The sequence below is a fragment of the Photobacterium sp. HL06 genome, from assembly GCF_059552575.1.
This window is the reverse complement of record NZ_JCANWL010000003.1, coordinates 106,816-132,876: the sequence shown is the minus strand read 5'-3', so window position 1 is coordinate 132,876 and position 26,061 is coordinate 106,816. Positions and strand designations below refer to the sequence as shown.

Annotated in this window: 27 protein-coding genes; 5 read left to right on the top strand and 22 right to left on the bottom strand. The window is 44.7% G+C overall.

The window, feature by feature from the left end; translation table 11 throughout:
- Positions 1-5: 5 nt before the first annotated feature.
- The 3 genes from AC51G0_RS30445 to AC51G0_RS30435 form a co-directional block, all read right to left on the bottom strand.
- A complete protein-coding gene (locus AC51G0_RS30445) occupies positions 6-926 on the bottom strand; it encodes a hypothetical protein (RefSeq protein WP_496304443.1) in 921 nt (306 codons plus the stop codon).
- A gap of 100 nt (positions 927-1,026) precedes the next feature.
- Positions 1,027-1,788, bottom strand: a complete 762-nt coding sequence (locus tag AC51G0_RS30440) for a DUF6602 domain-containing protein (RefSeq protein ID WP_496304442.1) — start codon at positions 1,786-1,788, stop codon at positions 1,027-1,029.
- Positions 1,785-2,534: a nucleotidyltransferase family protein gene (locus AC51G0_RS30435; protein WP_496304441.1), complete on the bottom strand. Its 750-nt coding sequence runs from the start codon at positions 2,532-2,534 to the stop codon at positions 1,785-1,787. Before AC51G0_RS30435 ends, AC51G0_RS30440 begins: the two co-directional genes overlap by 4 nt.
- A gap of 425 nt (positions 2,535-2,959) precedes the next feature.
- Between AC51G0_RS30435 and AC51G0_RS30430 the strand changes: the two genes are divergently transcribed.
- Positions 2,960-3,715 (top strand): IS110 family transposase, encoded by a 756-nt coding sequence (locus tag AC51G0_RS30430; protein ID WP_496304440.1) that lies wholly within the window; start codon positions 2,960-2,962, stop codon positions 3,713-3,715.
- Between the two features lie 42 nt (positions 3,716-3,757).
- On the opposite strand, the gene istB is transcribed toward AC51G0_RS30430, so the two are convergent.
- Together istB and istA are read right to left on the bottom strand one after the other, a co-directional pair.
- Positions 3,758-4,513 carry an IS21-like element helper ATPase IstB gene (gene istB, locus AC51G0_RS30425; RefSeq protein ID WP_496304439.1) on the bottom strand — a complete coding sequence of 252 codons (756 nt, stop codon included), beginning with the start codon at positions 4,511-4,513 and terminating at the stop codon, positions 3,758-3,760.
- A 9-nt stretch (positions 4,514-4,522) separates the two neighbouring features.
- Positions 4,523-6,064 (bottom strand): IS21 family transposase, encoded by a 1,542-nt coding sequence (gene istA, locus AC51G0_RS30420; RefSeq protein ID WP_299022770.1) that lies wholly within the window; start codon positions 6,062-6,064, stop codon positions 4,523-4,525.
- Between the two features lie 184 nt (positions 6,065-6,248).
- Between istA and AC51G0_RS30415 the strand changes: the two genes are divergently transcribed.
- The gene (locus AC51G0_RS30415; protein WP_496304438.1) at positions 6,249-6,809 is read left to right on the top strand and encodes a transposase; all 561 of its coding nucleotides are present in this window, start codon (positions 6,249-6,251) and stop codon (positions 6,807-6,809) included.
- 52 nt (positions 6,810-6,861) lie between these two features.
- Here the strand turns inward: AC51G0_RS30415 and AC51G0_RS30410 are convergent, their stop codons facing one another.
- From AC51G0_RS30410 to AC51G0_RS30400, 3 genes are all read right to left on the bottom strand, one after another.
- Positions 6,862-8,184, bottom strand: a complete 1,323-nt coding sequence (locus tag AC51G0_RS30410; RefSeq protein ID WP_496304437.1) for a hypothetical protein — start codon at positions 8,182-8,184, stop codon at positions 6,862-6,864.
- Between the two features lie 127 nt (positions 8,185-8,311).
- Positions 8,312-9,127: a metal-binding protein gene (locus AC51G0_RS30405; RefSeq protein ID WP_496304436.1), complete on the bottom strand. Its 816-nt coding sequence runs from the start codon at positions 9,125-9,127 to the stop codon at positions 8,312-8,314.
- Positions 9,128-9,268: 141 nt separating this feature from the next.
- A complete protein-coding gene (locus tag AC51G0_RS30400; RefSeq protein ID WP_496304435.1) occupies positions 9,269-9,982 on the bottom strand; it encodes a hypothetical protein in 714 nt (237 codons plus the stop codon).
- A gap of 124 nt (positions 9,983-10,106) precedes the next feature.
- On the opposite strand from AC51G0_RS30400, the gene AC51G0_RS30395 reads away from it, so the two are divergent.
- Positions 10,107-11,261, top strand: coding sequence for an IS110 family RNA-guided transposase (locus AC51G0_RS30395; protein ID WP_496304434.1), 1,155 nt, complete (start codon positions 10,107-10,109; stop codon positions 11,259-11,261).
- A gap of 426 nt (positions 11,262-11,687) precedes the next feature.
- On the opposite strand, the gene AC51G0_RS30390 is transcribed toward AC51G0_RS30395, so the two are convergent.
- From AC51G0_RS30390 to AC51G0_RS30380, 3 genes are all read right to left on the bottom strand, one after another.
- Positions 11,688-12,281, bottom strand: coding sequence for a hypothetical protein (locus AC51G0_RS30390; RefSeq protein WP_496304433.1), 594 nt, complete (start codon positions 12,279-12,281; stop codon positions 11,688-11,690).
- Positions 12,282-12,390: 109 nt separating this feature from the next.
- Complete coding sequence (locus tag AC51G0_RS30385) at positions 12,391-13,008, bottom strand: nucleotidyltransferase domain-containing protein (RefSeq protein ID WP_496304432.1); 618 nt, start codon at positions 13,006-13,008, stop codon at positions 12,391-12,393.
- Between the two features lie 120 nt (positions 13,009-13,128).
- Positions 13,129-13,602: an ASCH domain-containing protein gene (locus AC51G0_RS30380; RefSeq protein ID WP_496304431.1), complete on the bottom strand. Its 474-nt coding sequence runs from the start codon at positions 13,600-13,602 to the stop codon at positions 13,129-13,131.
- A gap of 141 nt (positions 13,603-13,743) precedes the next feature.
- Here AC51G0_RS30380 and AC51G0_RS30375 point away from each other — a divergent pair, with 141 nt between their 5' ends.
- A complete protein-coding gene (locus AC51G0_RS30375; RefSeq protein ID WP_496304430.1) occupies positions 13,744-13,977 on the top strand; it encodes a hypothetical protein in 234 nt (77 codons plus the stop codon).
- Positions 13,978-14,231: 254 nt separating this feature from the next.
- Here AC51G0_RS30375 and AC51G0_RS30370 read toward each other — a convergent pair whose 3' ends face one another.
- Both AC51G0_RS30370 and AC51G0_RS30365 read right to left on the bottom strand, forming a co-directional pair.
- Positions 14,232-14,501: a hypothetical protein gene (locus AC51G0_RS30370; RefSeq protein WP_496304429.1), complete on the bottom strand. Its 270-nt coding sequence runs from the start codon at positions 14,499-14,501 to the stop codon at positions 14,232-14,234.
- A 33-nt stretch (positions 14,502-14,534) separates the two neighbouring features.
- Entirely contained in the window at positions 14,535-14,867 is a 333-nt protein-coding gene (locus tag AC51G0_RS30365; RefSeq protein WP_496304428.1) for a hypothetical protein, read from the bottom strand.
- A gap of 388 nt (positions 14,868-15,255) precedes the next feature.
- Between AC51G0_RS30365 and AC51G0_RS30360 the strand changes: the two genes are divergently transcribed.
- Positions 15,256-16,512 (top strand): IS110 family RNA-guided transposase, encoded by a 1,257-nt coding sequence (locus tag AC51G0_RS30360; RefSeq protein ID WP_496302786.1) that lies wholly within the window; start codon positions 15,256-15,258, stop codon positions 16,510-16,512.
- 68 nt (positions 16,513-16,580) lie between these two features.
- Here the strand turns inward: AC51G0_RS30360 and AC51G0_RS30355 are convergent, their stop codons facing one another.
- The 9 genes from AC51G0_RS30355 to AC51G0_RS30315 all read right to left on the bottom strand — a co-directional run bounded on the left by AC51G0_RS30355 (position 16,581) and on the right by AC51G0_RS30315 (position 25,913).
- Entirely contained in the window at positions 16,581-16,733 is a 153-nt protein-coding gene (locus tag AC51G0_RS30355; RefSeq protein ID WP_496304427.1) for a hypothetical protein, read from the bottom strand.
- A gap of 75 nt (positions 16,734-16,808) precedes the next feature.
- A complete protein-coding gene (locus AC51G0_RS30350) occupies positions 16,809-17,339 on the bottom strand; it encodes a hypothetical protein (protein ID WP_496304426.1) in 531 nt (176 codons plus the stop codon).
- 754 nt (positions 17,340-18,093) lie between these two features.
- On the bottom strand, positions 18,094-18,486 hold the full coding sequence (locus AC51G0_RS30345; protein ID WP_496304425.1) for an NUDIX hydrolase: 393 nt from the start codon (positions 18,484-18,486) through the stop codon (positions 18,094-18,096).
- Positions 18,487-18,980: 494 nt separating this feature from the next.
- Positions 18,981-19,847, bottom strand: a complete 867-nt coding sequence (locus tag AC51G0_RS30340; RefSeq protein ID WP_496304424.1) for a replication initiation protein — start codon at positions 19,845-19,847, stop codon at positions 18,981-18,983.
- A 9-nt stretch (positions 19,848-19,856) separates the two neighbouring features.
- Entirely contained in the window at positions 19,857-21,374 is a 1,518-nt protein-coding gene (locus AC51G0_RS30335; protein WP_496304423.1) for a site-specific integrase, read from the bottom strand.
- Positions 21,371-22,504, bottom strand: coding sequence for a tyrosine-type recombinase/integrase (locus AC51G0_RS30330; RefSeq protein WP_496304422.1), 1,134 nt, complete (start codon positions 22,502-22,504; stop codon positions 21,371-21,373). Before AC51G0_RS30330 ends, AC51G0_RS30335 begins: the two co-directional genes overlap by 4 nt.
- A gap of 958 nt (positions 22,505-23,462) precedes the next feature.
- A complete protein-coding gene (locus AC51G0_RS30325; protein ID WP_496304421.1) occupies positions 23,463-23,978 on the bottom strand; it encodes a hypothetical protein in 516 nt (171 codons plus the stop codon).
- 237 nt (positions 23,979-24,215) lie between these two features.
- On the bottom strand, positions 24,216-24,458 hold the full coding sequence (locus AC51G0_RS30320; protein ID WP_496304420.1) for a DUF8626 domain-containing protein: 243 nt from the start codon (positions 24,456-24,458) through the stop codon (positions 24,216-24,218).
- Between the two features lie 18 nt (positions 24,459-24,476).
- Entirely contained in the window at positions 24,477-25,913 is a 1,437-nt protein-coding gene (locus AC51G0_RS30315) for a DUF3560 domain-containing protein (RefSeq protein ID WP_496304419.1), read from the bottom strand.
- Positions 25,914-26,061: the final 148 nt, after the last annotated feature.

The window sequence follows — 26,061 nt, the reverse complement described above, 5'->3', positions numbered from 1 at the left end:
ATTTTTTAGTCGAGCTCTATCGCTTCAAATTTTTTCATTTCTTCATAATGCTCTCTGCGTCTTTGCTCGATTAGTTCATGTTCGATTAGGGCTTTTTCTTTAATACTGGCCAAGTCCTGCTTTGCGAGGCATTGCTCAATAGCTTCTATGGTATCTACAACAGATATAACATCAGGAGTGGTCGGTTCTAGTCGACCATGCGCTGCCATATTCCTTAAGCGTCTACTTTCGTTCAATTTCGCTATCAAATCTTGAGGAATGTCCACACCAAGTGGTTCCCAACGGCCCGTAGCTAGATTTATCGCGGAAGGCGTTTTGCGTAAGAGATTTAACCCTGACTTTTCAGCAAAATCTGTTATCTCTTTCTCTAAATATGTCCATGCAGACAATAGCGCACCTAATGGATGAATTTTTGCTAAATCTTTTAACTTATCTAACTCTTGGTCATTAGAAGGCTCATTTAACCTATACTCTAATAAGTCAGACTCCTCTGCAAACTGAGTAATCACCTCGTCATACTCTTGCTCATAATGTGATTTGAGTACTTCACGAAAAAAGTTTTGAGCAATATTCATATAGAAGATACTAGTAAGTTCATTTGGAGAACCAAAACGATGCTGTAGTGCATTGCGTTCATCGACTAAAAGCTCAATACGATTGAGTAACGGAAGCTCTATCGATTTATCTTGCAATATTTTTAAGCAGCCTTGTATCGTAATTGTTTCTTTAGGCCCTTTATATATTGACTCACCGAGATCTAACACTAGATCTTTCAATATCAATTCAACTGCGTTTGCAAGGTGAAGGATCAGCAGCTTGCGGTCCAGCTCTTTTTTCCCGTTATAATGTGTTATTGAGTGTCCTAATAACTCCATTGCACTTTGGAATAATGGTGACTCTATTGCCAATAGTAACTCCTTAGTCATACCAACGCCTGCAATAAGGTGTGCCCCACAGAACCAGCAAAGCGCACCGAACTTCGCACCAAAACCGCCAAGTGTAACGCATCACCTTGATTGCCTTAGGTTACGCCTCAACTAGTTGATTAGCATATGCATTCCAATCAATGGCTGGGACAGTACCAAGAGATTGAAGTTTTTTTAAGAGACGGAATAGGAAAAATATCAGTGAATTCTCACTTGGACCAAAAACGAATTCACTGTCATCATCAAATGTATCGAATGAAGCACCAGATACAGCCAAGCCACAATCTAGACGTTGTATTGGACTAAGCTGCTGATATGCGCGGAGAAATGACTCACCCAGTCCATCAGTCCAGTTAACCTTAGTGGCAACTATACCCGCAATAATTTCAAAGTGCGGCTTAGGCTCATAAATCCCTCCTGCATGGGGTATAGCTACGCTGGTACGATGCAAAACTCTAACCGATTCAGCTTTCTTACCAGCATACTCGATATATGCTTTATCAATATGAGGCTTAACCTCTAGCACTGCATATACCGATTCAGCAGGTATAAAGCGATGTCCTTGCTGATCTAATAATGTAGGAGTGTACTGATTATCGTAGATAACAACATCAATCTGATCGCTAGTTTTACCATTTGAATCAATAACGATCCCAGTATCTACCGCATATCTATCAGGGAGGTATTTTCTAATGATAGTGATGAAATGATTTTCATTAACATCTCCCATTGTTGCGTTGTGTGTAATAGAGGCACTAGACATCTCCAGCTGAGTTTTTAGCAAAGCTTGCTGCATTGCGAATGATTGCTGTAAGAATTTTTTACCATCAGTTTCAGACTGTTCTTTTGCAACACAACTCATGACACAATGTTCTCCCAGTATTGTTCTTCCAAGCTATTAGCTGCTGCTTTAGATATTCGTCGTTTTTCAGCTAGGCTGATTTGATCGGAGATACAGTTATTTGTATTTGCTGGATCCATGTAAACCTTTGATTCGATCGAATCAGCAATGAAAGAAAGTACTTTTAGGAAGTTATTTGCCGTATCACCAATTTTGCAATTTTTCAGTGCATCTATAACCAGAAGCTCTAAATAGAATGATGGAAAATCTAGACCTCTCTGATTTCGCCATATTTTAGTGAGTTTGATTTCACTAAGGCGATTTGAACCGGCTACTTTAGTAGCATGAACGTCAATATTTGTTTTAGTCCATGTGTCTTTTTTGCTTACATATAGACTGTGGTCGTTCCCATACTGGCCTTGTCGCTTAGCAGGAACCAAATCAATTTGGTATGAATTATAATCCACACCGATAGATACATTTTGCTTCCTTACTTTGAACCCTTTACCTTGCATATAGCGATAAAGTGAATCATAAATTTCTTTCAGGGTGTTATTTGTCGTTGATGTTAGGGAGATAAATAAATCCACATCTGTACCACTAGATACTGCAGTGCCTTTTTTAGATGAACCAGATATTTTAAGATCAACCAGACAACCATTTGCCCAATCTTCGATATATGGCTTAAAAAAAGTGTGATACTGCGAAGCTAGCTGAGAGTTAACCGCATATTTCGCTAGCACATTTGTAACATACTGTTGTGGCATTAACTTACCCTCATTTAATCAGATAGTTATATAGTTTGGGCTAAAAACCACTTTTCAAGTGTGTGCTTTCATTTTTCTAGAATGCAGCAGAGCGTGCTGAAGTACCAACGCCAGTCATAAGGTGCGCCCCACCGAACTCACAAAGACAACTGAACTCCAAACCAAAACTGCCGAGTGTAACGCGTCACCTTGATGGCCTTATAGTTGGACAGTCCTTTCCTTGTAGACCATATAAAGAAGGGATATGCACTGGCCTGTGACGAATAAGATTGCCCGTCACTTGATGACTATAACAATCCTTCCGCGCAGGCCAGCTGCTCACTGTCGATGAATACTCAGGGCACTTTCAGTCTGAACACTATAATGCCTTCACACGTCAGTCAGCATGCACGTCACCACTTTTAATGTAGCAACTCGAGGTGATTATGTTAGTTTCTCAGCTCACAGATTCGTACATCCTCATTGGCCTTGATTGGGCCGATAAAAAGCATGATGTCTGCTACTATGACGGCGACAAATGTATCAATGATGTCATCAGCTCTAAGCCTGAACATATCCATGATTGGCTGCACCAACTTCACCAACATTTTGAGGGAAAAACACTCGTCATTGCCTATGAAAGTGGCAATGTGAGATTGCTTAACCAGCTCTGCCAATACAAGCTTGTCTGCCAGGTACCAATCCCACCCCAGCAGGTAAAACGCTATCGTGATACTTTCTCACCATTGGGAGCTAAAGACGATCCGACTGATGCAAAATTGATCCTCGATTTAATCCAGCGTCATGGCGATCATTTCAATGTGCTTAAACCAGAATCACCACAGGTCAGAGAGCTGACTGATCTTGTCGAGTTTAGACGCCGGCAAGTCAATCAAAGAGTGAAAATAACCAACAAAATCAGAACAGTATTAAAGCGACATTACCCTCAACCACTTGAGCTATTCGATGATATCGGCACGATCATTTTCTGTGACTTTCTGACTAAATGGCCTGAACCAGCCAAGGCAAAAACAACTCGCCGTGATGTACTGTTCCGCTTTTTTGAAAACCATAATTCTCGCTATCCGCAAGTCAATAAAGACCGTGTGGATGCTATAAAGTCATTGGTGCCACTCACTGATGACCAGGCGGTTATTCGTCCCTTGCGTATTCCGGCGAAGTTGAACACCGATTCCGGCTGAACGTGAACACTTAACTTTTCAACGTATCACGACAGTTGTTTTTTAGCTTAAGTGTTCATCTTCCGTCAACGTTCCGAGCTTTTTCCTCATTGATTCTCCCTTTAGTTGCAGCCTGTGAGCATTGTGCATCAGGCGATCCAAGATAGCGTCTGCCAGCGTGTTGTCACCGATTTGTGCGTACCATTGTTCAGTCGGTAACTGGCTGATTAGCACAGTTGAGGCCTGAGCATAACGATCATCCATGATTTCCATCAGGTCGTTACGGTGCGCGGCTTTCAGCGGTTCAAGTCCCCAGTCATCCAAGATCAGCAAGCGGACTTTGGCAAGCTGGGCCAGTAGCTTATGGTATGTGCCGTCAGCTTTTGACTGGGTCAGGGCCAGCAGTAGCCTTGAAGTCCGGTAATAACGAACGCTATAGCCTTGCAGGCAAGCGTTATGGCCAAGAGCGCAGCCGAGATAAGTCTTGCCACTGCCACATGGCCCGGTGATCAGCAGGTTCTGTCCTTGGTCAAGCCAGTCCCGTTGCGCCAGCCGCGCGATGCGTGAACGTTCGATATTGCGTGGGTGCTGGTAGTCGATCTCCTGAACGGTGGCATTAAGTTTGAACCTGGCTTGCCGGATCAGCCGGTCATGCTTGCGTTGCTGCCGGACTGACTGCTCTTGTTCGACCAACAAGCTCAGCCGCTCGGTGAACGAGAGTTCCTCATAAGTGCCAGGCTGTTCTTGCTGCCGCTCCAGTGCCTCTGCCATCCCGCTGAGCTTTAGCTCCCGTAACCGGTTGAGTGTTTGCTGTGTCATGGCATTCTCCTAGTGGAAGGTATGGGGCCCGCGGATATTCTCGTGATCCTGAGGCAAGCATGGGTTGCCATCTTCCTGCTCGGGTAGCTGATCACGGTTGCTCGCCAGGATTGACTTGATTTGCCGGAGCTTAACCAGGCCTTCCTGGTTGGCAAGTTTACAGCTGCTATTGAGCCTCTGGGCTGGATAATGCCGGCTCAGGCTGAGTAGCCCGAGGCACAGGCGGTAGGCTTGTTCCGGGTGGGCTTTTTCCTCCATACGTTCGCTGACCCATTGCAGGGTATCTGGCCCGATGGCGCTGGCCCACTGCTTGAGGCGGCCGGGCGTCCATTGCTGATGTTTCTGATGGCGTTTCGGCATGTGGCTTTCATCGGTTGTTATGCCGGGATAGCGTTTCCGGGGATGGGAAGCGACGAGCTGTTGGCGGTAATAGAGCTGGATTAACCGTTCTCCGGCATGCAGCTCCAGCCTCTCACCAACATACTGGTGCGGAACTGAGTAGTGGTGATGTTCATACTGGATATGATAGTCGATATTCACCTTTACCTGTTTGATCGCAACATAGCGGTAAGGCATGCACGGTAAGGGCTTGAGGGCTGGTCGGTCTAACTTTTCGAAGGCCTCTTTGCGGTTGCCGGGTAACTGTTTGAACGGCTTCTGGTTCAGCTCTTCAAGCAAAGCCCTGATGCACTGGTTTAACTCAGCCAGTGAGAAGAAGCTGTGGTGGCGCAGGCGTGCCAGGATCCAGCGTTCGACGACTTGCACACCCACTTCAGCCTTGGCTTTATCCTTGGGCTTATAAGGGCGAGCTGGCATGACGGCTACCTGATAATGTTCAGCAAGCTGCTGATAACTCGGGTTGAGTTCCGGATCATAACGACATGCTTTGCTGACGCCACTACGCAGGTTGTCGGGGATCAACATCTCCGGTGTACCACCGAAGAACTCGAATGCCCGAACATGGCTTTGCAGCCAGTCCGGTAATGACTGGGACTCTGTGGCTTCCGCATAGGTATAGTTGGATGCGCCAAGAACCGCAACGAACACCTGGGCATGCCGGACTTCACCGGTGCTCTGGCAGATAATGGGAACCGTCTGGCCGCAGTAGTCGATAAAGCACTTTTCCCCGGCCTTATGCAGCTGTCTCATGGAGCGTCTTTGCTGCTTATTCCAGTGAAGGTAACGGTCACAGAACTGCGAGTAGCTGTAGCAGCGGTTGGGGTATTGCTGGGTATATTCTTCCCACAGCAGTTGCTTGGTGATCCCCTTACGTTTCAGCTCTTGATGGACAGCAGCCCAGTCGGGAACCTGATATCGGCTCGAGGCCCGCGTATCGGCTTCGGGGTAAAACAGTTGGGCCAGTTGCTCATCTGTCAGTGAATCAGGAAGCGGCCAAGTCAAATTCAGTGCTTGTGCTTTCTGGAGCAGTTTCTGGATAGCACCAACGCTGACTTTTGTGCTTGCGCTGATTTGCCGAATCGACAACCTGGCATCCAGTTTCAGCCTGAGTACGTCTCGAATTTTACGCATTGCAATCCTCTTTGCTGGCATAGTCCTGCTCCAAATAGGAAACAGGTTACCAAATAAGTTGAAGATCAATACGTTGAAAGGGATTCCGGCGGAACGTGAACAGTGATTCCGGAAATGTGGGCAAAAGTGTTCATCTTGAGTCCGGAATGGGTGTTCACGTTAAACCAGAATAGGTGTTCACATTGAACCGGAATGAGTGTTCAGCATGGGCCGGAATACGCATCCCTGCCGGTTGCTTTTAGCGTCACTGATTGGTGAGCTTCGCAACCTGCTTACCTCCATCGAACTGTTTGAGCAACGCATTAAAGTACTCACACGCAGTATGACCGATTATAAGTTGTTCAAGTCACTGCCAGGTGCAGGAGAAATTAACACAGCAAGGCTATTGGCGGCCCTCGGTACCAACAAAGATAAATATGCCAATGCCACCGATATGCTCTGCCATGTCGGTGTTGCACCCGTGACCCAACGGTCAGGAAAATCATGCATTGTCCGCTGGCGCTTCCAATGCCCAACCTTCCTCAGGCAGACATTCGTTGAATGGGCTGGTCAAAGTATCCGTTCATCGGCATGGGCCAAAGCGTACTATCAAATACAGATAGAACGAGGCAAACATCACAATGCTGCGGTACGTGCATTGGCTTACAAATGGGGCCGCATTTTGTTCCGATGTTGGCAAGAAAACACCCTTTACGACGAAGCAAAGTACATCACGATGCTAGCAGAGAAAAAGTCACCAATAATCGGCTACTTAGCATCGAAATAAGGTGAATAAAATGTGGTCAATGGGACTTGACCGTCCACCTCAGGGCGTGTTGTTAAATGCTGGAAACTACAAATTTAACATCGTAACCAGAAAACACATGATCTGGCCACTCATCTCTGATTAATGACACCTGCTTATTCCCATAAACCTCAACCAAGTGTTCAGCACAAATAATTGCATTCTTCATATTCTCGGAAAGAGGTAATTTTAAGCTAGATTGACATAATAACTCTGCCATCTCAGATAACTCATTCAGCGCTATCACTTCCCTACTTTTGTCGTTGATATTCAGTTTTAACTTTAAGGTTATTGCTACATCCTGTGAACCTTCAACGTAATACGCAATATTATCAGGAATTAACCCATCTCCAAGCTCATGCATCGGTGATAATGCCACCCATTCATTACCGTATTGATTATTATAAAAACCTGTTTTCAACCCTTTGTTTGATAGATACTCTTTGGCTTCATATGGCGACCAACCATCTTCAGGAGAGATGTCCAGAGGGTGTTTTTCAGCACGTCTTACTTTATGTATATGTGCAAATGTTTTAAACATATCACCACATGAGTTGATATTATTTCTTGCCACATGACTAGACCATCTTTCTAATAACCTAGTACGGCAGTTAAACAACAAAAATGCACAAGTCAAAGCAGTATATCTAAGCCAATTGCTTTTGATTGAATATCTTAATCTGACAGAGACTTGCTCGTAAGTTGAATAGACCATCATTATAAAAATAAAAGGAAGGTAAAACAGTGTTAATAATGGTGGAACAATAAAATCATACAACGTTTTCTCTTTTGCAATTTCTCCGAAATTTGTAATTAACATGTATATAGTATAGCCTATTACAAATAAGCCAAAAGTAGACAGTAGGTATTCAAGCAACCGTTTAACTGCAACATATTTTTCGTCAGTACCAGTTATTGCTAACATCGCACCAATAAATGCTAATAAAGGAACTAAAACTATCTCCCCCAACAACGGAAAACTATAGACACTAACCACAAACTGAATAATTGCTAGTAACTTCAGATTACCAACTACTGAATGCTTGAAAAAATTCTCGTCAGTTTTAATCGTCTCAAGTTTAAAGAGTGACATCAAACCAACAGAAGCCCCCCAAAACAATGTGTTCTTTACTTGCTCTACATTCCATAAGCCCATCTCGGATAGCATATAGACAGTTGTGCCCATATAAATAATCATCAGCGATAGCACAGACATTATGGTTTTCACAAAAAAAGCTTCTATAACACGCTTAAATGATTTCCTGACATCCTTCATTTTTGGGGATTTTAGAACATAAAATGAAATAGCCACAACCCAAAGAGCTATAGCTAATTCTCTATTATTAAATATTTCCACGATACCTCCCTGAAGCATTTAACGCCAGCAATAAGGTGCGCCACGATGAACTCACCAAGCGCACCGAGCTCTATACCAAAACCGCCGAGCGTAACGCGTCACACTTAATTGCCTTGTTATACCTTGTTCAACTCTTTACTGGATAGCTGATTATCGCTTGATAATCTGCTAGTAAAAACATGGAGTTCCCTTTTAGTTCCACAAATGGAAAGTCAGCGTATTTGATATTGTGTGCTGACAAGTTGAGAACTAGGCGATCCATATTCAAATTATATTTCTGAGCATGTGCAGGATATATGCCTTCATTCTTCGGTGTAACAAGAAAAGCAATAGGAAAGAACGCTAACAAACTTAGTCCAGCCGAATGTCCGTTGTTACAAAAAAGGACATATTTAGCACTAACATGACGATTATTGGGGTAGAACCAAAAATAAATATCATGAGTATCATCTAAGGCATTATCGTTTCCCAATACAAATTCCTGTAACGGCGTAAAGTATGGTGAATACACATTAGGAGTACAACATTCAGTAACTGATGTAGCAGCAAGAATATGACCAACCATCGCTCGTGCATACTTCATCGCATTTAATTTAACAGTAACCGTATTGTATACACTAGTTCTGTTATAAAAATGCGATCTGATTTTTTCCGTTAGTTCTTTATTTACACGAGCAATTTCAGAATCAACGCTGCCTAATACTTCGCTATTACACTTATGGCAAATCGTTTTGAACTTGCTACCGTTTGGAGAGCGTATTCCCTTTATGGAACGAGCTTTTTGCCCCATCATTTCACAAATATGACGCTGCTCAACTTTCGTTATTGTCACCGCCCCTTGAGGTGGTACATGATCAATTGATAGCCTGCCATGTTCACCACAAATTAAACAATATCCACTCTGAATTTTCGTATGTTTAAATCTTTCTGAAATTTTAGTCATGGAACCTTCTTAAGGTATAACGCCACGCTAAGTGGCTAACAAACCTGCCACGCTACTCAACTGGCCACCTTAAACACCCAACTCAACTAAACCAAAAATGCCACGCGTTTGTTAGTCCGTCTTAAGCGTTTTGTTAGGTGATTACTCCTCGAATTTTGCATGCTCTAGAGGCAAAAATTTTCTAGCAAGTTCGGACGTTGGCACTTGATTTAAGTAGTTATCTGCACAAAAGCAATGCCCACATTCGCGCCAAACTAACTTACCTCCGAGTTCTCCATTGCGTCCAACTGCTTTTTTTAAAGCTTTTCTAGATTCTTTTCGAAGACTGACATCTTCGTGTATCAAAACTTTTGGATTGTCTAAAGATATCTCTTCTAGGTAATCAAATAAAATTGGCTTATCAGGTGTTTTAACAGTTAGCATTTTCCTTTGCTTCTCATAAACACTCCACTTCTCTGATAGTTCTTTTACATTTTCAAAGTAATTATCAGTGTGTTCTGAGTCTTTATCCCAGTATATTGGGTTATCTTTTGTCACCCAAAACTCTAGTTTCTCATCAAGTAACAGCTCTAAACTAAATTGGAAGAGAACTGGCCCATAATGATTTTGCCTTGAGAAGTATTTATGTAGATCTTCTGTATCTAGAAAAATGTCATCAAAAACGTCAAATAACTTGTCAACCTCATCCGAAGATTGTGTTGTTTGATATAAATCATTACGCTCAATCCAATCTCTAGAAAGCAATCCACCTTCCTCTAGAAAAGTTATTGAAGTTGCAACAGTATTTGCATGAAAAAGGTGTTTTACTCCTTTTTCTTTGAATAATTTGTACAACTTTTTATTGTTTAATTTCACTTGAGACCTCCTTTGTCACCTAGACATAATGACTCCCATGAAGTGCTAGCCTCCACTTCGTGGGTTAGCTGTAACAGCCAGAGCCATAATATATGTGACTAATTTACATATACGGGAGGCTAACATGACTAAACATAGCATACTTTTCATCGGCTTAGACACGCATAAAGAATCAACTGATGTCGCCTATATTAATGAAGGGCGAACAAGTCAGCCACAGCATCTAGGGAAAATTCAAACCAACAAACAAGCATTTACTAAACTTGTCCGGCAGTTTCAATCTAAATACCCTGACTCAACACTCTATTTCGTTTATGAAGCAGGCCCTTGTGGTTACTGGATTTATCGCCATCTCTACAAGTTAGGGCAGGACTGTTTTATTGTCGCACCTTCACTCATCCCGAAGAAACCAGGCAACCGTGTCAAAACCGATAAACGCGATGCCATTATGCTCGCTAAGCTATTAAAAAATGGGGATGCCGACCCTATTTTTGTCCCCGAACCTGAAGACGAAGCTGTCCGTGATTTATCTCGATGCAGGGAAAGTGCCATGCATGATCTCAACGATGCTAAATACCGATTAAAAGCCTTTCTGCTTCGTAACCATGTTCATTATCAGGGCACCGATAACTGGTCGCTAAAGCACTTACGTTGGCTCACGCAAATCATTCTTCCTCACCCGGCCCAACAAATTGCTTTACAGGAAATGATTCAAACTATTTCAGAACGCATGGCAAGGCTCACTCGTATCGATAATGAATTAACCCATGAGATAAAAACATGGCGATACTATCCCGTGGTGAAAGCAATTCAAGCTATGCGCGGCATCCGATTACTGGTCGCTGCTGGAGTCATTGCTGAACTCGGAGATCTCAATCGATTCGACCATCCCAGTAAACTCATGAGCTATTTGGGTCTCATACCCAGTGAACACTCCAGTGGTAATTCTCGGCGGCTGGGCGCTATCACCAAATGTGGCAATCACCGAGCTCGGCGATTACTCGTTGAAGGGGCACATAGCTATCGGCATCCCGCTAAAATCTCTGCTGAAATGCAGCAAAGGCAAGAAGGTCTCAGTAAAAAAATCATTGATATTGCTTGGAAAGCACAACTGAGACTCTGCCGACGATATCAGCGATTACTTCAACGGGGAAAAAATCATAATCTTATTGTTACCGCCATCGCCCGAGAAATGATTGCATTCATTTGGTCGATCACGCACGAGGTTGTCTTATCCCCCGTCGATCCTAAACAACGATTGGTAAGGATACCTAAATGACAAAAATTGAGTTGGCGTATCAGGTCAGGCCGCGATTAGTGGTGCAACCTCCGACAGGCGTTGGCTGGCTATTACGATAAGTAATAGATCCACGAGCATAGACTGAAGACCGGCACCACGACGTAATAAGTAAGGTAGGCAAGGCTGATTGCTACAATCAGTAACCCACGAATACCAGCATGTTAATCGTCGAAATTACTGGCTTCATCTGATGCGTTAACTCATCTCTTTCACAGACATTATGGCTCTGGCTTTGCTCGAGTTAGATTTTGCACTCGCTGCTTGACATAGGGAGTCATACCAACGCCTGCCATAATACGCCACAACGTATTACGATAATGTTGATAGACCACCGAAAACACTAAAGCCAATTCAAACCTAGAATGCCGAGCGTTGGTGGTCGTATTAATGGCTTTGTTAAATGGCTTACAACATCTGGTTTAGGTGAAGCATTGGTAGAAAACCTCTGACTTTACCGACTAAGTCTTTGTGCAAACTATTTTGCAGCTGTTCTATTTCAGTTGCATTCCAGCAAATAACATAGATACCAGGTAAGTTCTTGAGGTTAAAATTTCCCTTTTTCCGCCACTCTCGCTCGAACGTCCAGTCCACTGAACCATATTCATAACGAACATGACGCCATTTTTCAGAATCTGGTATCCATTTAGCCTCGCTATCAGGTAGATAGATAACGGGTCTAGCATCTTCACCGAAAGCTGCGTGTTTACTAATCGCAACTCCGTAGTACCGATAACGAAATTCATTATTTTCTAGGTCATTGGAAGCAAAATGTTTAAGTGCCGATAATGGTGTTTCCGAAAAACAAACAGCTGGATTATTGCCTTTGATAAAGCCTGATTTTGTACTTCCTAATATTTCACCATCATTTAAAATTTCACACAAAACATCTAAGGCAGCATACTGTTTGTCCTGCCCCTTTCCATCTTGTAACCTTCGACCTGCTCTTTCTTTTGTAAGATGAACAAGTGCATTGGTGATATCACCTCTATTTTCGATCATACGCCCTGCCATTTAACGCCTGCCATAAGGTGTGCCCCACCGAACCAGCAAAGCGCACCGAACTTCATACCAAAAATGCCGAGTGTAACGCATCACCTTGATGGCCTTGTTATACACGAACCACATGAGTTGCTAGTTTTTTTAGATTTCCAAAATTTGCTGGGTGCTGATATACATCAGAAAACAACTGATACGCTACTCTGTCATTATCTTTGAGGAAATTGAGACTTTTTTTAGGCCCGAAGAACCAAAGTCCACGTAATTGAAAATAGATTTCTAACAGCTCAAATTGCAGCCAACAACGACGATGCCTACCTTCTAAATCATCGGTTTCTATTCGTTGCAGCATTTTTGAAATCCACTCAACCGTATGCAAGTAATCTGACTCAGTTAGTTTTATAGGACCAGAAGATATTTTACCTTGTATTTTTGAAAGAAAATCTCCACCTAGTCCTCTTTGATCGAGTAAACAGCAACCATCACCAAAACGCAAAGAGTCATCAGAAACATGGTTCATTATTTCTGTTGGATAAACCCAAGCATCAAGGTACACACCGTGAAATAATCGAGCATCTTTATGTTCAGGAGAATTGTCCGAAAAACAAGCAACGTCAATATCACTTGATTCCGTAGCTTCATTTCTAGCCCTAGAACCATAGAGAATGATCGTATGTGGATCGTACTTTTCTTGAAGATCACGTACAACTAAATCGATTAAATCATCCATGTTAACTATTTCCTAGTAGTGTATAACGCCAGCAATAAGGTGCGCCACGCTAAACTAACCAAGCGCACCGAATTCCATACCAAAACCGCCGAGTGTAACGCGTCACCCTTGATTGCCTTGTTATATTGCTGATTGATGAACCACATGAAATTGCTCTAAAACCAGCATCATATCTTCACTTGGTTCGATATTAAGTTCTACACATTCTTGGGCAAAGAAATCCCAGTGAGCTTTTCGCCACCATTCAAGTGAACGATCGCCTTCACCTTCCAGATACGCAAACTCCGCTGAAACATCGGAATACTTACACTCTTCAACTGAGTCAATTTCAACAATACAAATTGGCTTACCATTCCAATCAGTAACAACCTGTAAGTGGCCAATTGTAGGCATTGGTTCATCATCTGATTCGTACCAATATTTAAGGCTACAGGTCGCTGTTTTTTGACCAATACGAATTAATTCAGCACACAAATTGGCATTATGTTCATCCGCACAAAAGTAGTCTGCACTAAATGATTGATACTTCTCACGTTCAGAATCACTTAATGATTCAAGATATTGATTTAGATAAATTTTAGCTTGTTCTTCCATGATATCCACTTAATTATTTTTGCAATATAACGCCTAAGCACATGCGCCCGTGACCGCAGGTGCCAATTTAACCACCGTAAACACCACTGCCAATTCATACCAAAACCGCCGAGTAAAACGGGTCGCATGGTGCTTTTTGTTATGAAACTCCGTCCGCGAACGCGATCTGAACTTGGGCGCAAGCCTGTCAGCGCCAGCTGTCTGTGTGACGAAGTCTCAACGAAATCTGTCCCGGAAGCTCCCGAGGTCTATCTACAACTTGGAGCCAGGGAAACTATCATTTTTCCGGATGGCCAGGCCGATTGGCTGCCCTACCCTGAAGCTGACAGCCAAAGGGATCGTCCTTCTGAAACCACGGAACCATCGGGTGAGTAAATCGAAAGCCCGAGGCTTGGCTACTCAAAGACAGGTGACCGATTTCCAGCGAACTTTACCCGATAACCAATGGCAGCCTTACGCTAAACGAATGGCCAGAGAGATCGTGTTCTTGAGCGACGATTTTTCGGGCAGAACCTAAACTTCGCTTAGATTCATAACGCCTAACATAAGTTGCGCCCCACTAAACCCGCCAAGCGCACCACACTCCATACCAAAAATGCGCAGTAAAAAGCGTCAACTTGATGTTTTTGTTAGGCATTGTCACCAAACTCGGCCAATAATAGCTCATGCGCACTGGATCCAGCTATCTTTGTAAGCTCGGTACATTGAAACACATATAGTTGGTACTCTTTTGATGAATCAGCTTTCCATGTCGCTAGGTCAATTAATCGACTTCTTATTTTAAGTGCTAAGTCATTCGCTCTTTGCTGAGTTTCACTGTCAATATAACCACTTTCAATTCGTGACATGATTGATTCGTAATCGTCTTTTAAATCCGAACTTGGTTTTCTATATGACAATTTAATCTCCTTGATGCCTTTTCTAGGCCTTTTTCAACTAATGTACTTGTTTTCAGTTACACCATGCGGACTCAGCCAACCAGCGGATAAATAGGAACTCAAGTACTCATCAAATTCGGATTCATCTTCAGATGAATATCCTCGATTGTCTATGTTATCTAGTAGCTCTGTTGAAATTTCAATCTTAGAGCCAGCCTCACGATAAAGCACTTCAGTGACTTTGAATGAAAAGTAGTCTCCGACAACATCATTTCTAAATTTCATATACTCGCCGAAACGAGGAACGGTTTGCATCTCAATAGTTTTCGTCAGATGAACCCAACGAGTTTTACTTGCAAGCCATATACTGAATTCAATTTTTATCATTTGTCCCTACACATAATAATTACCAACATAGCTTCGATTACTATTTAATGCCTAACGCCTGCAATATGCGGCAGCTTATGTACTGCACATACAGAAAAGCACCGTAATCACAGTGCTTTTGGTATTGAAAATGCCGAGTGTAAGCTGTCCGTATGATTGCTTTATAGTTGGACAGTCCTTTCCTTGTAGACCATATAAAGAAGGGATATGCACTGGCCTGTGACGAATAAGATTGCCCGTCACTTGATGACTATAACAATCCTTCCGCGCAGGCCAGCTGCTCACTGTCGATGAATACTCAGGGCACTTTCAGTCTGAACACTATAATGCCTTCACACGTCAGTCAGCATGCACATCACCACTTTTAATGTAGCAACTCGAGGTGATTATGTTAGTTTCTCAGCTCACAGATTCGTACATCCTCATTGGCCTTGATTGGGCCGATAAAAAGCATGATGTCTGCTACTATGACGGCGACAAATGTATCAATGATGTCATCAGCTCTAAGCCTGAACATATCCATGATTGGCTGCACCAACTTCACCAACATTTTGAGGAAAAAACACTCGTCATTGCCTATGAAAGTGGCAATGTGAGATTGCTTAACCAGCTCTGCCAATACAAGTTTGTCTGCCAGGTACCAATCCCACCCCAGCAGGTAAAACGCTATCGTGATACTTTCTCACCATCGGGAGCTAAAGACGATCCGACTGATGCAAAATTGATCCTCGATTTAATCCAGCGTCATGGCGATCATTTCAATGTGCTTAAACCAGAATCACCACAGGTCAGAGAGCTGACTGATCTTGTCGAGTTTAGACGCCGGCAAGTCAATCAAAGAGTGAAAATAACCAACAAAATCAGAACAGTATTAAAGCGATATTACCCTCAACCACTTGAGCTATTCGATGATATCGGCACGATCATTTTCTGTGACTTTCTGACTAAATGGCCTGAACCAGCCAAGGCAAAAACAACTCGCCGTGATGTACTGTTCCGCTTTTTTGAAAACCATAATTCTCGCTATCCGCAAGTCAATAAAGACCGTGTGGATGCCATAAAGTCATTGGTGCCACTCACTGATGACCAGGCGGTTATTCGTCCCTGCCGGTTGCTTTTAGCGTCACTGATTGGTGAGCTTCGCAACCTGCTTACCTCCATCGAACTGTTTGAGCAACGCATTAAAGTACTCACACGCAGTATGACCGATTATAAGTTGTTCAAGTCACTGCCAGGTGCAGGAGAAATTAACACAGCAAGGCTATTGGCGGCCCTCGGTACCAACAAAGATAAATATGCCAATGCCACCGAAATGCTCTGCCATGTCGGTGTTGCACCCGTGACCCAACGGTCAGGAAAATCATGCATTGTCCGCTGGCGCTTCCAATGCCCAACCTTCCTCAGGCAGACATTCGTTGAATGGGCTGGTCAAAGTATCCGTTCATCGGCATGGGCCAAAGCGTACTATCAAATACAGATAGAACGAGGCAAACATCACAATGCTGCGGTACGTGCATTGGCTTACAAATGGGGCCGCATTTTGTTCCGATGTTGGCAAGAAAACACCCTTTACGACGAAGCAAAGTACATCACGATGCTAGCAGAGAAAAAGTCACCAATAATCGGCTACTTAGCATCGAAATAAGGTGAATAAAATGTGGTCTATGGGACTTGACCGTCCACCTCAGGGCGTGTTGTTATGTGCTTTTCAAATTAAGCCATAACTGATTTTACATTCTTCTTTTTCTGGCCGCTTACTTCAGGGGCTGAAGTTTTGAATTGAGATGACATCAAGACATTCGCATTTTTAAGCAGCATTTTCCGCATTTCTTGCGGTGTCATACGTTTTGTTTGAATATTTTTCATAGCATGCTCCTTAGTAATCCCTTAACTAGGTTAATTATAGCGTAAACAACAAGATATACACACCACTAAATTACCTTATAAATCAGAAGCTAACCTAGATTGAACATCTTCCAGCGCTTCAACTGAAGCATACATTGCAGGTTTATCACCACTAACTTGTACGAAGCCGAATCGTTCATAATGTTCAACTAAATCAGGATGCGGCTCAACTACAAAAGCTCCTTTGCTATCAGGAAACAAAGAAAGAAAATATGTTGCTGCAATTACAACTAAAGTTGTCAGTCTACCAGCTAACGGATGAGACCCTGACTGACGAACAAACGATTCTAATAGAAGTATATGAAGGTGACCGTCAGTAGTTGCATAAACACCCAACATTGCGCCATCAAGATTATCAGCATAATCCAATCGAAAACCAAGATGAAAGCTGTCATCATGCAAGAAATACTGGTACTTTCCCCTCCAGTTCAAGACTGAATCATTAGAACGTGCCAATTTTTCAAAATCATCGTCACTAAGCTTGCTTATTGATAACCCAAGATCCACTTGCTCCACAAATTCTTGTAGAAAACTAACTGTCTCATCCAAATGCTGTTCTATGGTCATCTATCTCATCTCACAATCAATAAGCCCTGATTCTAACTGATTACCAACTACTTTTCAGCAGGATAGAGACAATTTTAGAGCACATAACGCCTGGGATAAGGTGCGCCACGACGAACCAACCAAGCCCACTGAACTCCATACCAAAAATGCCGAGTGTAATGCGTCACCTTGATACCTTTGTTATGGCGCACTCAAGGCAACAGCATCAATCACCACGCACTCTACCGCTTAAGGATGTCCGGCTCTTGAACGAATATCATAACCATTTTGGAAAATAGTTAAAGTGAACGCCAGTTAACCTGCTGAATTACGTCCTAAATCAGAGTTTAATTGAACTCGAACAGCTCTTTTCTCAAAGAGCGAATCAGCGTCACAGAGCACAGCCGCAATAACCACATACAATGAAGTTAACGGGCAAAATTTACATGATGATGAGCTGAACGTTGGAGAAGTAGCAAGCTCGGAATAAAAATCGAGCGTGCTGCGAACAGAACCAGTCAATCTACCAGTTCGTGATACAAGACAAGCGTTCAGGTATATCGCCTGAGAAGATCGACTTCGTAGCTGCTAAGCACGACCCGCCGACCATAAATCGAATGCCATGTTGTCTGTGCACCTAGCGCCATAACGCCAAATTAAGTAGTGAGCAACGCCACCACCTTACCTAAAGCATTGTGCCGTAAACACTAAAGTTGATTCAAACCGAAAATGCCAAGCGTTGCGAATCTGCTTAAATTTATTGTTAGAACTGTACTCAAAGATAGCGACTAACCCGCTCTACTTCTTTCAGAGCAATACTGTCAGCAGCAATTCCGACTTGATTCGCATTCAATGAATACCACTTAACTTCGTCAGCCTCTTGAGCCGTAATATCTCCTGTCCAAGCGCTAACAATGAAATAATGGATCAACTGCAGTTCTTTCGTTGGGTGGTAAAGGGAGCATAAATATTTGTATTCAGTTGGAACAACATTGAGCTCTTCATTTAACTCGCGGAACAACGCCTGAACTTGAGTTTCACCATATTCAATATGACCACCAGGTAAAGTGATCAAACCGGGATCCGTTTCCTTTTGCTCACTGCGTTTTTCTAGCAGTACCTGTGAACCATTAAGCATGATAAAGGAAATACATTCATTTACTTCCATCTATATGTTCCCTTGAAAGTTCTAACATTTTATTCAACGAACTCACTTCGTATATCTTCTGTTTTCGGAAGATATACGAATGAAATATGCGAACTAAGTTCGTATATCTCACCATTTCCTTTTTTTAAAAGACCTACTTCGAAGGGGGTAAACTGAGTATGCAGAGAAAATGGCTGAAAAATGCCATACTACCGCCCTTGAGCACAACAGAGCTTACTCACTGTCTTTAAAAGCAGGCAATACTATCATCATATGCATGGTTTTTTTTATGGTAGCTCAAACTTCTACGAATCAAAGTGTAAATAAGTAAACAAATTGAAGTTTCCGATTCTGAAAAGTGAGTGACATTTCCGAGGCGGATTTATGAAGGGGGACACCTTAAACGTGAAGGCTCGGTCACTTGGCTATCAATCCACTATTCACCAGAAACCAAACGCTGCCCTTCTTACACATCTAAAAAGGGCTGTTATCTGATATGGTTGTTTAGTGCCAAATCAGAGCAAGCCAGCTTTCTTCTTCCTAAAATACGTTCTTCGACTAATCCCTAACTCCGCCCACGGCTCACCCAAGCTTGGCCGCCCTCCTCCTTTGCTCTTTCGTCCTTTCCTTGCCTGTGATTCCGAAAACTTCGCTGGGGTAAAATGCTTCATCGTCCATTTCGCAATGCTCATGGCGATCGATTTCACTTCTGAATACTGCATTGGCGTGTTGTACCCCATGTTAATCGCCTCACAGCGCGCTAAGACGACATCTTCCCATGATGCGGCATAGTCAGGACGCCAATAGTCTCTAATCGCCTTATACGCCCAATGACGAACAGTATCGAAGGTGTCACAGTTGCGCCCAAGTCCGCTCGCTGCCCTACCCGTTTTCGGGTGGTTGCGGATATCAACAAAATCCGCCAGATAATCGAGGCTGTAGCCTTCCTCCGTCCAGCACTCGGTTTGCCAATGGGGATGCAGGGGATTTTTCGTGAGCAACCCTGCATAGCTTTCATCGGCCTGTAACCGCTCCATGAATGCCGATTGAATCGCGGCGGCATAGCGTATCGGCTCAAGGTGCGCCGCTTCTGAGGTCGGAAACGGGATCAGCAGTTTGTAGCAGATATGCGCGTGACCGTTGCGGGGATTTTTCGCCGTCCAGTAGGGCGGCGGCAGGTGCGCGTCAGTCCATGCCAGTGTCGCTCCCGCGCGATCGATGTCAAACACCAAGTACGTCACCATGTTATGGCGATTAACCTGCACGTATCGGCGAGAAATGGCTGACAAGCGACCGCGAATGTACAGACTACCTAGTTCATCGGTGCAATACGGCTTATACGGCAAGCTCTCAATGAGTGCCGCTTTCGATGGCATGGCCATGACTGCGCCCTACCCGTGACCGCCCCCCTTATCAAGCAACTTGATACGGCTCCACGCCATAACCCCTAACTGGGCGTCTTTGGCCAAAGAGTGGTAATAACCGTGCTCCGCTTTGGGTAAGTAAATAACCAAGGAGGCATGCCGCTTGCTTTGGCGATATTGCCGGTGCTTGGCACTCAGTTGTTGGTGACGGGTAAAACTGTCCAGCTTTCTGTCATGCCGCGCGCCCTCACGCAATACCGCTAACGCCCATTCTTCCAGCGATTGGTTGTCGGCCTCCGCCCCTTGCCACAACGCCCGCAATTCTTCGTCAGTGAGCGTAATAGTTAATCGCTTGGTGGTCGCGCCCTGCTGGGGCGGTAACGTGGTCGGTGGCAGTGTTTTGGGTTTTTCATTGGTAACAATACGGCGGAAGGTATTGCCGACCTGCTCGGCGGCCTGCTCTACGGCCTTGTCGCTGACATGGGTATAACGCAATGTCATGGATAGCCGCTTATGACCAAGTAGTTTTGCGACCATCGGCAAGGTATGCCCGTCCATCACCGCATAGCTGGCGAAGGTATGGCGCAAGTCATGAATTCTAACATCGGCGATATCGGCCTTAATACGCAGTTTGACCCACAGGTTCGACACGGCGCGCACCGATGCGCCTTTTTTCATGGGAAAAACTTCACCGTCTTGGCTGCGAACATGGCGCGCCAGCACATCGACCGCCGCCTGGCCGATATGCACCATCCTTGCCCCTGTTTTACTGTCCGGCAAATGGATTTCATTGCCGTGAAGGTATTCCCCTTTCAAATGGGTGATTTCCGAGACCCGACACCCTGTGAGCATGAGCAGACGAAGAATGTCACAGCACTGAAACGCCACCTCACTGCGCGCCCCTTCCTCGTCGAGCACCGCCGATAAACGGTGCAGTTCCGGTATGCTTAAAAAACGGTTTAGTACCCGCCGTTTGTTGGGCTTGATGCCCATAGCCGGATTTATTGTGCAATGCCCCTGCATCACCGCCAGCTTGAATACCGATTGCAGCACCTCAAGGTTGCGGTTCGCCGCCCCCTTGGTTTGCTGGCTGACCGTATCAAACCACTGTTGCACCGCCGCATGGGTAATGGTGTGCAGCGGAAAACGGCCGAAGGTCGGTAACAGGCGCTTGTTCAATGCACTGCGTGACGTGGCCTGTGTGCCCGTTTTCCATTGCTCAAAAACCAGCGGGGTCCATGTATCACGGACAAACACATCAAAACGCGGCGAGGACGTCACGGGGGGCGTGTCTTTTTCTTCCCGCCATGTTTGGATTTGCTTGTGCGCCATGACACGCGCCTCTTTGGTGGTCAAGGCACTGACAGGCGCAATGAGCCGCGACCGCAAACGCCCGTCAACGGTCGCTTTCACCACGTACATGCGCCGTTTGTCAGGGTATACTTTGACCCCGAAACCTTTTAGCACGGTATCCCACGTGGTATAGGCACGCGATTTTGGCTGCATAGAGACAATGGCTTTCTTGGTAATGCGTAATCGGCTCATGACTGCATGCCCCCTGCAATCACATTGGCCACGTTGTTGGCGGCATTTTGAATATCCCCTTTGGCGAGGTGCGCATATTTCAGGGTGGTTTCAGGCAGCGTATGCCCCAACAGCCGCCCGATGGTCAGCAAACTCACTTTGTCTTGCAGGGCGATACTGGCATAGGTATGGCGCAGATCATGCAGCCGCACATCGGTTAACCGTGCCTCTTCCCGTACCTGATACCACACGGTCACTAAACGGGAATACTCGAAAGGCTCGCCGGATCGCTTGCCCGCAAACAGGTACACGCCGGATGAAGGCCAGTCGTCCAGCAACTCACGGACAAACGAAGACAGGAACACGGTTTTCGCCCCTGTCTTACTGTCATGCAGATACCAATGCCCTTGGCGATAGTGCATCCATTCCACGGTACGCACTTCATTGCACCGACACCCTGTGAGCATTAACAGGCGCAGTATCATCACCGCCGTGGGTGAGTCCGTCTGATGGGTATCGAGGGTCGCCCATAGGCGGCGTAATTCTTCGGGGGTTAAATACCGCTCACACGCGGCCAGCTTGTAACGCTTGAACGATTTGCACGGGTTGCTTTGTGGCTCTCGGTAGCCATACGCCTCGGCTTGCTGCATCATCACGGACAATAACGGCAACATCGTATTGGCCATGCCTTTGGTGGCTGACATTCCACTGAACCACTGTTCAACCTGCTGGCGGGTTAAGGTCGAGACATTGACCCTGCCCAATACGGGCTCAATGTGGTGTTCGAAGCCCCGACGGTTGTTTTTCAGGGTGGAAGGTTTCCAGTGGCGCGCATAACGGGGAAAGAATTCCTCGGCAAAGGCCGACAAGGTCAGCTCGGATAACCCTGCCTCTTTCTCCACCCCATAGCGTACTTTCTCAATCATGGCTTTCGCGGCAGCGCGCGCCTCACTGACTGACATATCTGCCGCATCACCAAGACGGTGCAACTGGCGCAACCCCTGATGCTGGAAACGGACGTTAAACACGCGCTTTCCTGATGGGTAGACCCGCAGGAAAAAAGCAGGGAATTTTTTATCGTAATACGCCTCCATTTTCTTCGACGGGGGCATGGTATCGACCATTTCTTGCTGTAATGTGACCTTTGGCATTATCGGCTCTCACGTGATAGCGTGGCATTTCACGCTGTCTCTGTACTGCTCTCGCGGATACTGAAACGCGGAAGACCACGGAAAAACACCGTGATAACGAAAGAACTAAACACCTTACTTTCAACCACTTACCCCACAAACAACAACCATCTCGATTTATCGAGATAGCGTGGTGTGTAGTGGACTCTAATTGTAATACTGACCTTGACCTGGTCGTCGTTCGTCTTTCTTTTGCTTTTGGGATTTTCTTGTTCAAGCCTGACAATCAGGCCGACTGATTGCCGCTTGAAATCAGGGTCATTGATGGTCATGGCCACGAGTGAGAAACACAACAGAGAGGGAGGAAAACAGCAGTAGAAAACCACAGGGTGACAACGTCACAATGCTAATTAACTTTTTCGAGAAAATAAAAAAAGGCCGCACAACGTGCAGCCTTTATAATAAGACAACTTTAACGATAACTTTATTTTATCAGTTCACCATAATGCGGCTATTGCCGCGGTTTATATTCAGCGAAAATGATGACAGTCGATAGATACCTTTAGACGAAACATAAAACGTCAACGCTGGTAAAATGTGATGGTAAGGTGAGTATATCCAGGCCCCACCATTAAACAATTCTACCGACCATGACAATGATAACGACAACGGACAAACCTTATTAAGTGATTTAGCAAGCTCGACCATTTCAGCATAATTAAAATATCGCTTTTCGCCAACGACCTGACAAACAACTCGACTCAATACCATGTCGCGTAATTGCTGTTTATCCTGTTCGCACTGAAAACAATATTGATGGTTCGCGGCCACCTTACGGCTAATCCTATTTTTTGCATTCAATAATGCACGTGCCTGACAACTCAATTTCACCTGATTAACTTTTGCATCATGAATGTGTTTTTTTAATGACAGCAAGTGTATTGACGTATTCATCATAACCTCACAAAAAATGACACAGTTAAACCAATGACTGCCTATAATTACATTCAGACGGTAACAATAAGGTGGTGAATGTTCTATCGGCTTCGGTCACAACCCAGAAATAGTTATTCTGATAACGATACGATGACAGAATTTTATCACCTTTAACTGTCGCGACATTATTTAACGCGGCATCATGAATACCGACGTTACCCCAATCACATGAAGCATGACGTGCAATAAACGACAGCGCACACTCTTGCATGTTATCAAATACCGTTAATGCACCAGTCGTAATCAACACGTTACCTAGTGAAAAGGGTTTTGGGTCAACCATTTCTACATAACAAATACAGTCACAATAAGTGCTCATGAATTTCTCAAAACAATTTTTATTATCACACAGACAAACACCGGTAAAATCATTACCTTTGATGGTGACATTTTTGATAATAACCTCATCGCGCAACACTATATATTGTTCGCCCTGGTGGTCTATGAATAACTTATGTGATGGTAATTGATCGCATTGACCTGAGATTAAATAGTTCATACGTTCGCCCCCGTTGCTTGCTGAAGCGACTGACAAAATCGCGTAAAATCTTGCCATGAACGTGTTTTACAATGAATTGATAACAGCAGGCTGTCAGCCAGTATAATTTTTTTCTTGCTGTTAGCTGTGTTATGAGTATTATTTGAATTTGTACGCATAGTTAATTCCCTTTAGTTTTGGCTTGTAGTGCATGCCACTTTCTAGCAGCAACTAGAAAGTGGCTCTCTTCATTGACAGTTATTCTTTATGACTTAATTTTTCAGCCAGTCTTTCAGCGGCGGCAATGGCGTTAGGGGTAATTTTTCTAACCCAAGCCGTACTATATCGAGACCACTTAAACCCGTTCGATTTAATCAGCGTGCGAACCTCTACCGAAGGCTTACCGCCAAACTTGAATTTGACTCGGCCATCTTCCTCATAAAGTGTCCATTCGAGCCCCTCAACGCTCCCTGTAGCCTCTAACGGCTTTTGGTTATGCAATGCCTCAAGTTCTTTGATTCATTCGCGTGTGGTGCGAATGGTGGCGTTATTGTTCTGTAAGGAGTAGCTAGCAAACCCAATCCGCCCGACGTGATCCGGTTTTAATAATTCTTGGGCTTGGCTGTCAGTGAAATGATGGGTATTAACCATGTACTCGACTTTGTCGGCGTCTGTCATATGCTTGGAGCGAATGACTTTGTTAACGGCCTTCATGGTCTCTTGTGATTGTTCTAGGTTAGCCAGTTTTTCTTTTAGTTTTTGTACGGCTTCGGGATCGTCTGAGGCGATGCCATTTGTCCCCACACTGGCGGCCCTGGCTCCCAATCTCTCCGCTTTATCCGCAGCGGCCACCGATTTACCCATATCATTGAAAATCCGCTCAGCATCCCGACGGGCGCGTTTTTCTGAGTGGTGGCCAACAAGGATAGGCTGACCGAATGGGATCATATCTGCCCGATCTTTAGAAGCTTGATAATACTGATTAGACTGTTGGACAGCTTTTTCTGCTCTCGCTTCTAAACGGTCTTTTTTAGCCTCGATGCGGCCTTGATAATCGCCCAGACTAACCACATTGCGTGTATTCTCAGGCTCTGGATCCGGATTTTTCCCCGCTTCTAACCAGGCGTAATAATCAGCGGAATAGGCACGGATAACGGTTTTAGTCTCGACAACGTCAACCGCTTCAACCGCCGCGACAGCTTTATAACCTTTAACGGCTAAATCAATGGTGAGTGTTGGAAAGTTAGCATCAATATCATGGCGTAACTCGTGACGTTCGCCATTGGCAAAGTGCATCATCACTTGAGTTTTGTAGTAACCGCCATCTCGTCCGATTTCTAGCGCGGCACGGCAGGCCCTCTCGTCATACTGCTCAAGTGTTAATACTTCGTCATCACTAAACGCGCCGGACTCGCTCCAAAGCACCTGTACTGATGTAATGACAACCTCTTCGGCGTTGGTCAGGTCGATATCATCCAAGGTAGCGAGTTGCACCGGTTCGTGCTTCTTGGGTTGGGGTTGGGGTTGGGGCTCGTATTCGCCACGGCGTAAATTTGGAAGTGCTTCAACAGGCGCAAATGACACGCGGATAGTGTCACAAAAATAATAGGGGCCTTCGATACGTAGCAGCTTAGGCTGGTCGTTATCGTCACACTCAAGGCGTACACACATATCATAATAATTGTTGTCGTTAGCCATCCATTCGTTGACACGCGCCACATCAATTTCAAATTCACCGTTAGAACGCGAACAGTCATCTAATCCCATGCTGTATGTTTCCATGGTGATGCGTGTGGCCATCGCCAGCAGTGATGCAATTTTTTTGGTGGCATTTTTGCGAATTTTGCCGCTCTTAAACCCTTTCATTTTTGTAGAGCCTGACTGCTCCAGCGGGGATACGCTGGTCGCTTCTGACGGGTTAGTGATTGTTGGGGTGTGGGTGTTTGAGTGTGTCATGGCGGACTCTCCTGCTTAGTGTGTTTTTCATTCCCGTTTCGCCTGACTGTCCGGCCTCTTGCCATCGTTCTGCTTCACAAGGGCGCGAAGCGTTCATATACCCTTGTGAATCAGGTTGTGGTGAGAGACGGTTAACAGGCAGTTGCGA